The sequence below is a fragment of the Chitinophaga sp. SVR4-12A genome (assembly GCF_056754765.1).
This window is the reverse complement of sequence record NZ_JBPGWP010000002.1, coordinates 1-13,626: the sequence shown is the minus strand read 5'-3', so window position 1 is coordinate 13,626 and position 13,626 is coordinate 1. Positions and strand designations below refer to the sequence as shown.

Here is a 13,626-nt window from a genome sequence, read left to right as displayed (position 1 = left end):
TAATCTTCACATTAATCACTAACGACTAATAACTAACGACTAACGACTTTTTATAAAGTACTCACGCCCAATATCCATTTTGTAATAAACTCCAAAGCCACCGGATCTATTGTCTGGTCAAGCGAACTATATTCTTCCACCCGGCAGGTATTACAGCGCTGGAAGAGGTGGTTCAGGCCCTCGAAATTGCGGGTAGTTACCTGCTGGTTGCCACCTTTAAGCAGACCGTCCTGGATCAGCTGCAGGTTGCTGCCCGCCTCCACCTGGAGGTCCATGCTGCCGTTCACGGCCAGGACGGGGCAGCTGATCTTTGCCAGGTAATCCGCCGGGGCAAAGCGCACGGCTGAAAGGGTATGCGGCGTATTACGGGCCAGGGAGGCTTCTACAAAGCGCTCTTCGCTGGCAAAAACGTACATATTGGGCATACGGCGGTAAAGATCTTTGAGGTAGCCCGTTCCTTTGGCCCGTATGACGGCGCTGTCTGTTTCTGTAGCCAGGAGATCGAACCAGGGCTGCGCATGCTGCATGATCTCGCGGGAAACGGAATCCGGGTTAGGCCCTTTCAGGGATTTCAGCTGCTGCAGCACCTGCGCCAGCTGGGCTTCCTGCTGCTGGCGGCCGGAGAGGCCGGGACCTGCCATAGATACCACAAAAGCTACTTCCTGGTTGCCTGCGGCGGCCATCATGGCAAGGGCGGCGCCTTCGCCATGACCGATGAGGCCAATATGCTGTGTATCAACGTCCTTACGCGTACGCAGGTACGCAATGGCGGCCCGGAGGTCAGCTGCCTGGTCTTCCAGGGTAGCGCTGTTATAGTCGCCGGTGCTGCGGCCCGCGCCGCGGTCATCATATCTTAATACGGCCAGCCCGTTCTTTGTAAGATGGTCTGCTATCACGGCGAAGGGCTGGTGGCCTACCATTTCCTCGTTCCGGTCCTGGGGGCCCGCATCACTTACCAGGATCACGGCCGGGTAGCGGTTGGCACTGTCTGCCGGGCGGGAAAAAGCGCCTGCCAGGGCAATATCTGCATCCTGGCCGCTGAAGATTACCTCTTCCTGGCGGTAGCCGTAGGGCGGTTGTGGGTCTTGCGGACGGCGGTACAGCTCTTCTTTGCGGATCTCGTTCTGGGAAATATTGAGCGGGAACTGGTTGCCGCTTTGCTGCAGGAAACCGTTAAAGCGGTGGTTGGCAAAATCCCAGCCGCCTTTATAGCCCACCCCGATCTGGTTCACACGGAAGCGAAGCACGCCGGCGGTATAGTCTACACTATCCATGGGCAGGGCCACATTGGTTTTGTCAGGGCTTTCCAGCCGGCCTTTATAGCCGTGCTTATTTTTCTCCAGCACGATGAGCAGGCGTTGTTTTTCGCCCATATAGTTGCTGAAGATGCCGTACCAGGTACCGGAAATGTCGTGGGTTTCCTGTGCGCAAAGCGTTCCCACCTGGCTTATGCCCAGGAGCATAGCCAGCAGATATTTAACTTTGATCATTACTTAAGCTTTAGTACTCCCAATAAGAGGTTGATCCATCCCACTATAAAAACAAGCCCGCCGATGGGGGTAATGATGCCTATTCCGCGGAGCCCTACGTTGTTGGTCATTTTGAGCGCCGTTAACAGGTAGAGCGAGCCCGAGAAGAGCAGGATGCCGATGATGAAACACCTGCCCGCCCATAATAGTTGAGATCCGGGTATATAAGCATATAGAATTCCTGCTGCGAGGAGGGCGAATACGTGATAGAACTGGTAGGTAACACCGGTTTGGAAAGTACCAACGGTTTCGGGGGGCACCAGCTCTTTCAGCTTATGTGCGCCAAATGCACCTAAGATAACCGCCAGCGCGCCCAGTGCGGCTGCCCATACTAAAAAACCCTTATGCATTCTTTACAATTTCAAATGTATCCAAGGAAATATGATCCGATTCGATGATATGCTGTGACTGCTGGTAAAAGGGCAGGCGTTCCGCCAGTTTCTTTTCGATAAAGGCGGTCAGGTCTTCATCGGCAAGGTCTTGTATGAGCGGGCGCTTGTACTTTTTGCGCTGCAGGCGTTCCACCATAATGGCCACGGAAGGGTTCAGCCAGATGGTAATGCCGTTTTCATTCATGAAGTCCATATTATCCTGGAAGCAGGGGGTGCCGCCGCCGCAGGAGATCAGGAAATTGTCTTGTTTGACCAGTCCGCGCAGGATGGCGCTTTCCCTTTCGCGGAAGTAATCTTCCCCTTTGGTAGCGAAGATATCGCTCACTGCCATTTCTTCCTCGGCCACGATCACTTCGTCCAGGTCGTAATAGGGTAAATTCCAGTGCTCGGCCAGCTGCTTTCCCCAGTATGTTTTGCCGGCTCCCATGAAGCCGATTAAGAAGATTTTCAAGTTCTCAGTTGTTTTTGTTCAGTTGATAGTAGTGGTCCATGCCAGGCACATGCCTTCCTCACCTTCTATTATATAATATTGCAAATATAACCGTGCAATTGTATCCAACCTGTTAAAATTACAGGATATAAAACCGGCCGGTTGAAAAAGGAAGGGTTCCAGCTGTATATTTTCTTTAAAATCAATGCTTCCGAGGCCGTACCACTTGTAAACGGCCTCCTTGGCGCTCCAGCACACGGTTTTGTGCGCCAGGGGCTGAAGGGGGTCCATAAAAGCCTGTTCTTCCGGCCCCAGGAACTTATGGGCTACCTTCTCTATTTTAGGTTGCATGGCTTCAATATCGATGCCAACCGAGCACTTTTTACTCACAATGGCTGCCACATAATCCCGGCAATGGGAGATGGAGAAGTGGAAGCTGTTATATTGCAGAACGGGTTTGCGGCTGCTCATTACGCGGATATCCTGTATCGGGAATTCGGGGAAAAGCTCCAGCAAAAGGTAGCGGCCTGCAAAATGCTGCAGACGTTTATGCGGGTGGTGTATTTCGGGCGAGATATTGACGCGCGACCGGAAGAAGCTTTCATTCTCTTGTTCACCAATTTTCCACACTCCCAGGCGGGTGCCCTGATCCATTTGTATCGTACGTATTAATGGCATATCTTGCCAAATTAATACAAAAATACTTGTTAGTCGTTAGTCGTCAGTCGTTAGTGATCTATGCGAAGTAAAATTCGTATTTACTAACGGCCAGCTGCTAAGACTAACGACTGACGACTAACCACTAACGACTTGTTTATGATCTTATCTGATACCCGCATCCTGGAAGAAATTGAAAAAGGGACCATCGTCATCTCCCCCTACGACCGGAAATACCTTGGCACCAATTCTTACGACGTGCACCTGGGCAAATACCTGGCGACGTACAAAGACCGGGTACTGGATGCGCGTAAACATAACGAGATCGAACATTTCGAGATCCCTGAAGAGGGATATGTACTGCAGCCCGGCACCCTCTACCTGGGCGTAACACAAGAGTATACAGAAACACATGCCCATGTGCCTTTCCTGGAAGGCAAGAGCAGCACCGGCCGCCTCGGCATAGACATCCACGCTACCGCCGGTAAAGGCGACGTAGGATTTTGCAACACCTGGACCCTGGAGATCTCCTGCGCACAACCGGTAAGAATCTACGCTGGTATGCCGATTGGTCAGTTGATCTATTTTGTGGTGGAAGGAGAAGTAGCCACCTTCTATAACAAGAAAGGCAATGCCAAGTACAACAACCGCACAGTGAAGCCCGTCGAGAGCATGATGTGGCGGAACGAGTTTTAATGTAACCTGCGAATTTTTATTATCCTTTCCTGTCGAAACTGGCCAGGCACAGGTTTCCTGTAGCATCTGCCAGCGAAATCTCATGCACATATAGCAGCCGGATAGTATATGATCGGGGTGCCCCGAAAGGCGCTCTGGTACCTGTCTAACTGCTGGATGTCCGGTATATGACCGGTATTTGACCGGTATCTGACCGGTATATGTTCGGTATCTTTTAAAGGTACCGCTCATCTACCTTTCAACTACTGCGATCATACCAGAAAAATATCGGTTTCCGTAGAACCTTCCGGGGGTTTCGGCTGTTAATTCATGCAACAAAATCCTATCTTATGGCAACTCTTGAAGAAGGCATCGAGTTTACCGGCAGTATTGGTAAACTGTCGGCCTACAGAATGAAAGGATCGAACAAGATCATCCTCCGTAAAAAAGCGGGGCCTACCAAGAAACAGTTGATGACGGCCACAAGCTTTGAGCGCACCCGGGAGAACATGGCAGAATTTCCTGGCGTAGGCCAGGCCGTTAGTGCTATCAGGCATTCGTTCGCGGAGGTCTGGCAGCTGTCTGATCATAATTTTACATCATCGCTAACCAGCATCTGTAAGAAGATCCAGCAGCTGGATCCTTCGGGAAACAGGGGTGAGCGCAGCATTTTCCTGTCGCAGCACCATTATATGCTGGCCGGTTTCAGGCTGCATAAAAAGCACCCTTTCCAGGGCATCATTACCGGTCCGGTAAACTGTACCATTAAACGGAAAACGAAAACGGCGATCATTGAGCTACCCAGGCTGTTACAGGGTATCAATCTGCACCTGCCCTGGAAGCAGCCGCTATACCGTTTTATCCTGACACTGGGAGTGGTGGATGATATTATTTACGAGAAGGGAGATTATACCGGCTATATCGGCGGACAAGTGCGCAGCAGCATGATTACGGCCTGGCATGTGGCAGCGGAACCTTTTCAGCCGCAAACCGTGGAGCTGAAGCTGGATCTGGATGGTACCATTAAAGATTCCCAGACCCTGGTATTTGCCATCGGCATAGAAATGGGGGTGCCCGGTCCTTACGGGGTAATAGAACCAGTAAAGTACGCCGGTTCGGCCTGCATACTGGCGGTAGGCTAGGCTATCCGCTACTTCCCGGAAGAAGCGTTCTTCTCCATCTGTTTAATGATCTTGTTCACCTCTGCTTCTGTAGACCGAAGCTTTTGCTGACAGAATTCTATCAGCAGGGAGGCTCTTTTAACTTTCTCGGCCAGGATATCTACCGGAACAGATTCATTTTCGATCTCTTCTGCGATTGTTTTCAGCTCTTCGTAAGCGGCTTCATATGTCAAGTCCTTTTGTTCCATTGCTTTTGTTTTTTGCTGTTACGGTTGCATTCAATTCGGTATCAGACAGCAGTACCTTGATATCACTGCCTGGGCCGATGTTCTCGGGCTTCGTGGTGATATGACCGTTATGGTATACCAGGGCAAAGCCGCGCTTCAGGATATTTGCAGGGCTCACCAGTTTAAAGATGGTTTCATGATGGGTGATGCCTGTCTGCTTATGCTGAAAATAGTTCTTGCTGCAAGACCTGATATTGGTGATAAGGTTAGACAGCTCATTTCTTTTATTCGCTACCATTATCTGCGGTTTCGAGAGCATGTGCCCGGAGATACCGATCAGTGCACGTTGTTTGCTGAGCAGGACGTCCCTGGCGGTGTTGATCACCCTCTGATTATAGTAGGCAAGGAAATCTTTGTGTGCAGAAAGCAGGTCCCTGGATGTATTGGTGATGGTGCTATTGATGGCTGCCAGCGCCTGGAAATGGGTAGAGAACAATTGCTGTGACCTGATCAGGATCAGCTTTTGCATAGCGGCCATTTCATCTTCAAATGCCTTGTTGTGGGCGATGATAAACTCAGCGGCCTTGGTAGGCGTTTTAGTGGGCGTGTGCGCCATCATATCAACGATGGTTTCGTTCTTCTGGTGGCCGATACCTGTAATAACGGGTATGGGAAAGCGGGCGATGGTTCTGCCCAGGCGGTAGGTATCGAAGATCAGGAAATCTGTTTGCGCCCCTCCTCCCCTGATCAGCACCACGGCATCGTATGTTTTGCCGGAATTGAAGATGTCAATGAAGCGTTGCTGTACCTGTTCGGCATTGGCTTCACCCTGTACAACGGTGAAGTAGTTATCTACTGCAAAACGATAGCCGAAACGGTTATTGTCCAGCGTATGCTTAAAGTCCTGGTAGCCCGCGGAATTACTGGAAGTTACCACTGCAATCTGTTGCAGCACCGGTTTTAAGGCCAGCAGGTTGTTCCTGGTAAGGTAACGTTCGCCCGCCTTCGTAATAAAGTCGGGGTTCTCTGCCAGCAGCCGGTGCAGCGTTTCCTGCTTTTGTTGTTCCAGCAGCCCGATGGTGAAATTAGCGTCAATATCCAGGAGTGTGATCTGCAGGCCGTATACGTGATGATAGTTTACGGCTACTTTTACCAAAACGTTGATGTCGTTCTTAAACAGCTGGCCGGTGATCCGTTCGAAGTCTTTTATTTTATTGGCGCCGGCGCCCCAGGCCACAGCAGACACTTTGGCGATGATATCGCCTGCATGGTCCTGTTTTTCCACCAGGTCAAAATAGTGATAGCCCCTTTGCTGGTAGAAGGAGTAGTTGGTCACATCGGCAACGATCCAATAGCTTTGATTGGCAAATGCATTGGATATTACCTGCTGGATCCTGGCGGTAAGGTCAGACAGCTTTATGTAAGGTGTTGCAGACATCAGGGCGGAAAGTTACAAAATACTATTTACGCAGGTCTACAATGACGTGTGTGACTACACCCAGCACCTGGAAGTCCATATCATCTGTGATCATCACCGGTTTGTGAAAGGCATTTTCAGGGTGCAGCACCCAATTACGGCCTGCTTTTACCAGGCGTTTAACCGTGCACTCATTATCCAGTATGGCTGCTACGATAGCGCCGGAAGCAGGTTTAATAGCGCTGTCCACAATAGCCAGGCATCCATCGGGCATGCTGGCTTCCAGCATACTGTCGCCTTTAATCAGGATCACAAAGCAAGAGTTGGGATGCGGTTGAAGGATACGGGCGAGATCAATGGGCGCCTCGTTATTGTTGAAGTATGGCATTGCCATGCTGGTATCAGCCAGCTTTCCTATCGTCTCCATAAAGTACCAAAATTTATAGCAATGTATACTAAAATTTTTAGCAAATCAAGTCCGTTAACAAAGGCAAAAGGAAGGTATATCTGTAATGTGCTGATTGTCATCCGGCAGGTGGGCGAAAAAGAAAGACTCTTTTTTGCAGTCAATATAGCTGCTTAACAAAAAACCGGGAAACTTGGGGAAATAGCTAAAATGGACAAGTACGTTTTTATATTAAAAACGATATTGCATGCGAAAGGTACTACTATCGTTTATCATTTTTTTATCATCTTTTATAGTGGTGGATAATTTCTGATAATGAGCATGTTAGAATGACAATTTACCCCTAATTTTGGGCATTCTTTGAGAGTCATTAGCTAAGTAATTTAATAACAGTGTTCAACCAAAAATGGAAACGCCGGGGGGCGTGGATATTATAGTGTACCCATATTCTAAAAAAGCCGATTACCACGTTCCGGAATGCCTTAAAGACCATCGTAAAAACTGAGATTACTATGAACAATTTCACGATAACTGTTCCGCCTGTAAAGATCAAAGTAACCGTGGCAGGGTAATACCTATTTTACTCGCTGAATAATTTCCAGGCGATGACATTTGCTTAAAAGCCTTATAAATTCATGAGTAAGACATTGTACCCAAAAAAACATGCAGATATGGTTTACTTCGATCCTGACGAGTTCATCGAATTACTGGTAAAGTACCATGATGGCGAAGCAAGCAAACAGGAAGCACGTTATGTTAGACAACAGCTAAAAGTGAATGAACGGGCCCGCAGTTTATGGGAGGATGTATTGTACACATTCGCAGATGAAAAGAACGGGCACACCACTGAAAAACGACTCAAACGCCCCCTGCCCCACTGGCTGGCCGCCGCAGCTATTCTCCTGCTGCTGGTTGCCGGGGATACGCTTTACCACCTTTTACATAAACAACAGCCTACCTTTGGCGCGGCGCACTATAAAAAGTCGATCATCCTGCAGCTGGCAGATGACCGTATCATCCAGCTGGGTAATCAACCTTCTGACGCCTTCCCTCACCTGGCGAAGCTGCCGGCTATCCGGCTGCAGGAAAGATATGCCAGGGAACTTAATACGCTCACCGTACCCCGCGGGCTTAGCTACGCCTTTAAACTACCGGATAGTACTACTGTTTACATCAATGCAGCTACGGAGCTTAAATTTCCTTTTGTCTTTAATGCCACCGAGCGGGAAGTGGAAGTAGAAGGAGAAGCGTACTTTGACGTGGCGCCGGATCCGGGACGGCCTTTTGTGGTGCATACCAAACATGCGGACGTCATTGCGCTGGGCACTTCTTTTAACGTGAGCACTTATGACAACCAGTTCCGGACTACCTTACTGACAGGCGCGGTGATGGTGATGGAAAAGAACAAGATGATACAGTTGTCACCGGGTCAGCTGGCGTACAAAGATCAGCGCAGCGGGGAGATGATAGTGAATAACTTTATGAAAGACAGTGTACCCGGCTGGGTAAATGGCCGGTATGACTTCCATAAGAAGACATTGGAAGAGGTATGCAGGACCATTGAACGACTGTATGATGTAGAGATCGTGTTTGACAGGCCGGAGATCGCCAGGCAGCGATATAACGGCGCTGTGTATAAGAAAGATAAAGTAGAGGTGTTTTTGGATAATGTGGCTAAGATCCTGCGGATAAAGTGGTATTGGGATGAGGATAAGAAGGTGCATTTGAAATAAGATCCCGCTGCTTTTCCGGGATGGCTAACCAGTTGGTGACCGCGCCACGCTTTTCGCGTATGATTCCCTTAAATAGTTTGCTATGGCGGTTCGTGGACCTTTGCAGGAAGTATTGCAGGCTTACACGTAAAACACCTAATCCATAGATCATACTGCGCCTGAAATTGATAGAGGATGCTTCTTTAAAATATTTAGTGGGACAGGTAACTTCAGCAATTTCATATCCCCGGTAGAAAATTTGTGCCAGCAGTTCGTTGTCAAAAATGAAATCGTCCGAATTATCCTGGAAGGGTATCGACCGTAGCACGCTGCTATGGTAGGCGCGGTAGCCGGTATGATACTCGGATAGCTTTTGGCGCATGAGGATATTCTGGCTGACGGTGAGCAGGCGGTTGAAGAGGTATTTATACAGCGGCATCCCTCCTTTAAGGGCGCCCATGCCTAAGATGCGGGAGCCTAACACCACGGGGTATACGCCATTGGCGATAATAGAGGCCATGGGAGCGATGAGGGAGGGCGTGTATTGATAATCGGGGTGTAGCATGATGATGATATCGGCGCCCAGTTCCAGCGCTTTGGTATAACAGGATTTCTGGTTACCGCCGTAGCCTTTATTCTTTTCGTGGCAGACGATATAGTGGATACCCAGGTCTTTGGCAACAGCAACAGTGTTGTCTTTACTGGCATCGTCTACGAGTATGACAAAGTCGACCAGGGTTCTGTCGATTTCATTGTAAGTTACCTGGAGGGTTTTGGCAGCGTTATAGGCAGGGAGTACCACTGCTATTTTCTGGCTGTTTAGCATGTGAATGGTTTTTGAGGGTTGGGACTACTTATGCGGCAGGGATTGAGATTGTGGCGTGCTGCATAGGTGATAACGTTGACTCTAGGCTGAATGATCCGTTCCGGGCTGTCGTGCGATGAGGGATTTGTCTTTTGCTTGTTTAAAGTTCGGTGATGGCACTGCAATGCGCATGCAGGAAAATAGTTTTTCGGGGGAAGGTTAACTTTAAGTTAACCATAAATCAGAAATATTTTTATAGAATGCGATATTTTACGTTTCTGAACTAAGTATGATCTCAATGCTTTCATTTACCAGGTACCTGTTCGCCTTTATATTCCTGTTTGCTACTATTACGAATGCACAATCGCCTATATGGAACAGTAAAGCTGCGTGGATCGGTGTGGGTTATACGGAGGATACGGTGATGCGGCCAGCTCCTGTTTTCAGGAAGGAATTTACGGTCAGTAAGCAATTACGGTCTGCTACGGCTTATGTTACTGCCTTGGGCATTTATGAGGCAAAGGCCAATGGCAAGCGCATAGGGGATGCTTATTTTGCCCCGGGATGGACGAGCTATGATAAGCGGCTGCAGTACCAGGTGTATGATGTAAAGGAGCTGTTAAAGAAGGGGGTGAACGAGATAAGGGTTACCATTGGAGAAGGCTGGTATAGAGGGGCCTTTGGTGGGTTTATGAACAGGGATAATTATGGGAAGGAAGCGGCGCTGCTTTTCCAGTTGGATATGGTGTATGAGGATGGCAGCCGGGAGCAGGTAGTATCGGATGCCAGCTGGCAGTCTGCTACCGGGCCTATACTACACTCGGATATTTATGGGGGGGAGGTATATGATGCGCGGGTTAAAATTCAAAAATGGTTTGGGGTAAGTGTCAAGGATCAGCCGGCGGCGGCTTTGGTTCCTGGTGTTAGTGAGCCGGTAAGAAAACAGCAGGCATTAAAGCCTGCGCGCGTGTTTACTACTCCTCAGGAAGATCAGGTAATAGACTTTGGACAGAACATGGCGGGTTGGGTACGATTTAAAGTACACGGTAAAGCGGGCGACACCGTTAAGTTATATCATGCGGAGATGCTGGATAAAGCAGGGAACTTCTATACGGGCAATCTTAGAGAGGCTAAAGCAACGGACGTATATATACTGAATGGCCAGGGAAAGGAAGTATTTGAGCCACATTTTACCTGGCATGGGTTCCGGTATGTAAAGGTAGAAGGATGTAAAGTGAATACGGGTGATTTTGAAGCGATACCATTACATTCGGATCTGCCGGTTACGGGGAGCTTTTCTTGTTCTAATCCGCAGTTGAACCGGTTGCAGCAAAATATTGTATGGAGCTTGCGGAGCAATTTTGTCGATATACCGGCTGATTGTCCGCAGCGTAGTGAGCGATTAGGCTGGACAGGTGATGCGCAGGTGTTTTGCCGGACGGCGAGCTTTAATTACAATGTGGATCATTTCTTTGCTAAGTGGCTGCAGGATTTGAAAGCGGATCAGTTTAGTAATGGATCGGTGCCTAATATCATTCCTAACCTGTACAGGCACCTGGGTGTGCGCAAAGGTGTAGCCGGCTGGGGGGATGCCAGTACTATTATTCCATGGCAGCTATATTGGGTATATGGTGATACAGCTGTTTTACGCGAACAGTATAGCAGCATGAAGGCGTGGGTAGATTATATTACCACTACAAGCAAGGATGGCCTGTGGACGAATAATGGGTATGGGGATTGGTATGCACCGGGGGATTCAACTTCGTTGCCATACATTGACCAATGTTTTTGGGCGCATTCAACTCAGTTGCTGGTGCAGACAGCGGAAGTATTGGGAAATGCGGATGATGCAAAGCAGTATAGTGATTTGCTGAAAAGAATAAAGGCGGCGTTTTTACAACATTATATAGACGCAGACGCTAAAGCGGTTACAAACACGCAAACAGCTTATGTACTAGCGTTGCAGTTTAATATGCTGCCGGATGGTTTGCGGTCTAAAGCCGCGGAGAGGCTGGCAGGGCTTATCAAGGCTAATAACAATCATCTGAGCACGGGTTTTCTCGGAACGCCTTATTTATTACATGTATTGAGCAATAACGGGTATACGGATCTTGCTTTTAGTGTGCTCAACCAGGATACCTGGCCTTCCTGGCTGTACCCGGTAAAAATGGGCGCGACTACTATATGGGAGAAATGGGATGCGATTAAGCCGGATAGTACGGTGCAGGCTACTTCTTATAATCATTATGCATATGGGGCGGTGGGTGATTGGCTGTACAGCGTAGTGGCGGGGATTGATGCGACAGAGCCAGGGTATAAAAAAAATTATTATCAAGCCACATGTGGGTGGAGGATTGAGCTGGGTGAAGGCGGGGTATGAGTGTCAGTTTGGGAAGATTGTGTCGGAGTGGAAGGTGGAAGGTGGCAAGGTGGTTATGAAGGTGGAGATGTACCGGAAGGTGCTACTGCAAAAGTATATGTGCCAGGGAAGGAGAAAATTTGGAAGTGCCTGGGGGCAAGCATCATTTGAAGGAAACGTACGTTAACTTATTCTTTTTTATTGGCCGGGTTCTTGAAAAAATATGAAAAACTGAGCATAAAGAAGCGTTGGAGCGCAATTGTTCGCGTATCTTCTATAAAATTCTGACCTACACTCCTACTAATACCGGCATTCCTGTTAAGCAGATCAAATCCCTGCAGCCGTACTAAGCCTCGCTGGCCTTTTAATAACTTTTTGGATACCACAGCATTGAGCATGGCTACACTCTGGTTATAACCGGCTGTCCGGCCAGCGTTGATCATGTAATCCAGGTTGCCGCCCACGACGAATCCTGCGGGGAGCAGGATGTTCAAATCAAAGGCAAAAGCATAGCTTAGATAGTGCGTATACTCCCATTTTGAATGGAGTACCGCAACCTATTGTAGTTAATATTGGCATTAGTATTAATGTGGATCAGCTCCTTAAAGGCATAGTGAAAATTCAGATACTGCGTAAAAGTAGTGTTCTCGGTATTACCTTTCATCCCATTAACATAACCTACTTCCCTATTGAACCCGACCGTTGTTCCGGTATTCAATGAAGTTCGCAGCCGTTTTATCGGAAAGCTTTTACTTATGTTCACTCCAACATTAAAGGAGCCATTGACGTTCAGCGGTTGGCTTACTGCCTGCCCAGGGAATCAAACCAATTAGCATCTATAATTTTGTTAGTAGTAAATCCGCCATTTGCATTGATGTTAAAGTTACTGAAGGTAACAGGGTTAATCGAGTTATACTGTAAATTGAAACTATTGATAAAAGCTGGCTTCAACGCTGGATTGCCCATTTGAATATACAGAGGATTGTTATTGGTGGGCACAGGTTGCAACTGATTAGCACCGGGAGGCTGGGTATTTCCGGCATAATTGAAGCGTAGACGTTTATCCCTTGAAAAGGCATAGCCAAAACTTGCAGTTGAGAAATATTTACTGTATGCTGTAAAATTCTGTCTTGTTTTGATATGTTATCATTATCTAACTCATTAAACTGTATATTCAATCCTATACTATAGTCATACGTCTTCCTTTGCCCACGAAAATTACGCGTACCGTTCTCTGAAGTGTCGATGCATTCTTAAAGCTGTTTGTCAAACTATCATTGAGTTTGTCGTATGCATTCTTCTGGCCATCAAAATCAAAAGTAAATTTATCTGCTAATTTATGAGTACGGTAATAGCCATATCCCAGCTCCAGGTAATGTTCTTTAAAAAGGGGCTCCAAATAGGTCAATGATATGCTAATTGCATTACCTCTGTTATCAGTCGTATTCTTTTGGTTGATGGTATCCCTGAGAATGTTGTTATCAGGTTCCACAAATAAGTTCTGAGATATATTGTAACCTACCTCGTCATTATTATTATACGCAATGGAAAGGCTTAGGCTAAGCGCTCTACCGAGCTTCCTGAATTTCCTGCCTAAAAAAATGGATGTAGAAAAATTCGGCGCGGTGGCAACGCTGGAAAGGCGGGTATTACCACCGTTGATCAGACTGCTTCGATTCGTTTAGACGATGTGTATTGGTTTTCCTGTATATTATTGGATCTGGCAAAGCTGAAAATTAGATGATATATTTACCATATACATGGTGTCAGGCTTGTACTCGACCCACATATCAAACGCATGGTTCGTATTCTTATGACGGACGCGGGCATCCCGGTTATAATACCAGGTAGTATCAGGCGACCAAATTCTGCCGGCTGGTCGTATTTATATTCCCG

At 47.8% G+C, this 13,626-nt stretch carries 15 protein-coding genes and 1 pseudogene; 5 read left to right on the top strand and 11 right to left on the bottom strand.

What is annotated here, in order from left to right; translation table 11 throughout:
- Positions 1 to 50: 50 nt before the first annotated feature.
- The 4 genes from ACR9Y8_RS26215 to ACR9Y8_RS26200 are packed head-to-tail and all read right to left on the bottom strand — an operon-like array spanning position 51 to position 3,029.
- Positions 51 to 1,490: an alpha/beta hydrolase family protein gene (locus ACR9Y8_RS26215; RefSeq protein ID WP_481216259.1), complete on the bottom strand. Its 1,440-nt coding sequence runs from the start codon at positions 1,488 to 1,490 to the stop codon at positions 51 to 53.
- Positions 1,490 to 1,879, bottom strand: a complete 390-nt coding sequence (locus ACR9Y8_RS26210) for a DUF423 domain-containing protein (RefSeq protein ID WP_481216258.1) — start codon at positions 1,877 to 1,879, stop codon at positions 1,490 to 1,492. Before ACR9Y8_RS26210 ends, ACR9Y8_RS26215 begins: the two co-directional genes overlap by 1 nt.
- Positions 1,872 to 2,372 (bottom strand): shikimate kinase, encoded by a 501-nt coding sequence (locus ACR9Y8_RS26205; RefSeq protein ID WP_481216257.1) that lies wholly within the window; start codon positions 2,370 to 2,372, stop codon positions 1,872 to 1,874. The genes ACR9Y8_RS26210 and ACR9Y8_RS26205 overlap by 8 nt, the downstream gene beginning before the upstream one ends.
- Before the next feature lie 18 nt (positions 2,373 to 2,390).
- Positions 2,391 to 3,029, bottom strand: coding sequence for a 4'-phosphopantetheinyl transferase family protein (locus ACR9Y8_RS26200; RefSeq protein WP_481216256.1), 639 nt, complete (start codon positions 3,027 to 3,029; stop codon positions 2,391 to 2,393).
- Between the two features lie 138 nt (positions 3,030 to 3,167).
- On the opposite strand from ACR9Y8_RS26200, the gene dcd reads away from it, so the two are divergent.
- Both dcd and ACR9Y8_RS26190 read left to right on the top strand, forming a co-directional pair.
- Positions 3,168 to 3,704: a dCTP deaminase gene (gene dcd, locus ACR9Y8_RS26195; RefSeq protein ID WP_481216255.1), complete on the top strand. Its 537-nt coding sequence runs from the start codon at positions 3,168 to 3,170 to the stop codon at positions 3,702 to 3,704.
- A 329-nt stretch (positions 3,705 to 4,033) separates the two neighbouring features.
- Complete coding sequence (locus tag ACR9Y8_RS26190) at positions 4,034 to 4,825, top strand: hypothetical protein (protein WP_481216254.1); 792 nt, start codon at positions 4,034 to 4,036, stop codon at positions 4,823 to 4,825.
- Between the two features lie 8 nt (positions 4,826 to 4,833).
- Here ACR9Y8_RS26190 and xseB read toward each other — a convergent pair whose 3' ends face one another.
- From xseB to ACR9Y8_RS26175, 3 genes are read right to left on the bottom strand one after another with little or no spacing between them, the layout of a single operon-like run.
- A complete protein-coding gene (xseB, locus tag ACR9Y8_RS26185) occupies positions 4,834 to 5,052 on the bottom strand; it encodes an exodeoxyribonuclease VII small subunit (RefSeq protein ID WP_481216253.1) in 219 nt (72 codons plus the stop codon).
- On the bottom strand, positions 5,027 to 6,469 hold the full coding sequence (xseA, locus tag ACR9Y8_RS26180) for an exodeoxyribonuclease VII large subunit (RefSeq protein ID WP_481216252.1): 1,443 nt from the start codon (positions 6,467 to 6,469) through the stop codon (positions 5,027 to 5,029). The genes xseB and xseA overlap by 26 nt, the downstream gene beginning before the upstream one ends.
- A 22-nt stretch (positions 6,470 to 6,491) precedes the next feature.
- Positions 6,492 to 6,875: a LexA family protein gene (locus ACR9Y8_RS26175; protein WP_481216251.1), complete on the bottom strand. Its 384-nt coding sequence runs from the start codon at positions 6,873 to 6,875 to the stop codon at positions 6,492 to 6,494.
- 614 nt (positions 6,876 to 7,489) lie between these two features.
- Here ACR9Y8_RS26175 and ACR9Y8_RS26170 point away from each other — a divergent pair.
- Positions 7,490 to 8,587: a FecR family protein gene (locus ACR9Y8_RS26170; RefSeq protein WP_481216250.1), complete on the top strand. Its 1,098-nt coding sequence runs from the start codon at positions 7,490 to 7,492 to the stop codon at positions 8,585 to 8,587.
- Here ACR9Y8_RS26170 and ACR9Y8_RS26165 read toward each other — a convergent pair.
- Positions 8,529 to 9,392, bottom strand: a complete 864-nt coding sequence (locus ACR9Y8_RS26165) for a glycosyltransferase family 2 protein (RefSeq protein ID WP_481216249.1) — start codon at positions 9,390 to 9,392, stop codon at positions 8,529 to 8,531. The genes ACR9Y8_RS26170 and ACR9Y8_RS26165 overlap by 59 nt on opposite strands.
- A 277-nt stretch (positions 9,393 to 9,669) precedes the next feature.
- Between ACR9Y8_RS26165 and ACR9Y8_RS26160 the strand changes: the two genes are divergently transcribed.
- Positions 9,670 to 11,751 (top strand): family 78 glycoside hydrolase catalytic domain, encoded by a 2,082-nt coding sequence (locus ACR9Y8_RS26160; protein WP_481216248.1) that lies wholly within the window; start codon positions 9,670 to 9,672, stop codon positions 11,749 to 11,751.
- A complete protein-coding gene (locus tag ACR9Y8_RS26155) occupies positions 11,669 to 11,917 on the top strand; it encodes an alpha-L-rhamnosidase C-terminal domain-containing protein (protein WP_481216247.1) in 249 nt (82 codons plus the stop codon). Before ACR9Y8_RS26160 ends, ACR9Y8_RS26155 begins: the two co-directional genes overlap by 83 nt.
- Position 11,918: 1 nt before the next feature.
- On the opposite strand, the pseudogene ACR9Y8_RS26150 reads toward ACR9Y8_RS26155, so the two are convergent.
- From ACR9Y8_RS26150 to ACR9Y8_RS26140, 3 genes and pseudogenes are all read right to left on the bottom strand, one after another.
- Positions 11,919 to 12,230, bottom strand: a pseudogene (locus tag ACR9Y8_RS26150) (outer membrane beta-barrel protein); the annotation flags it as partial.
- Between the two features lie 301 nt (positions 12,231 to 12,531).
- Positions 12,532 to 12,870, bottom strand: coding sequence for an outer membrane beta-barrel protein (locus ACR9Y8_RS26145; protein WP_481217212.1), 339 nt, complete (start codon positions 12,868 to 12,870; stop codon positions 12,532 to 12,534).
- A gap of 40 nt (positions 12,871 to 12,910) precedes the next feature.
- Positions 12,911 to 13,333, bottom strand: coding sequence for an outer membrane beta-barrel protein (locus ACR9Y8_RS26140; protein WP_481217211.1), 423 nt, complete (start codon positions 13,331 to 13,333; stop codon positions 12,911 to 12,913).
- Between the last annotated feature and the right edge of the window lie 293 nt (positions 13,334 to 13,626).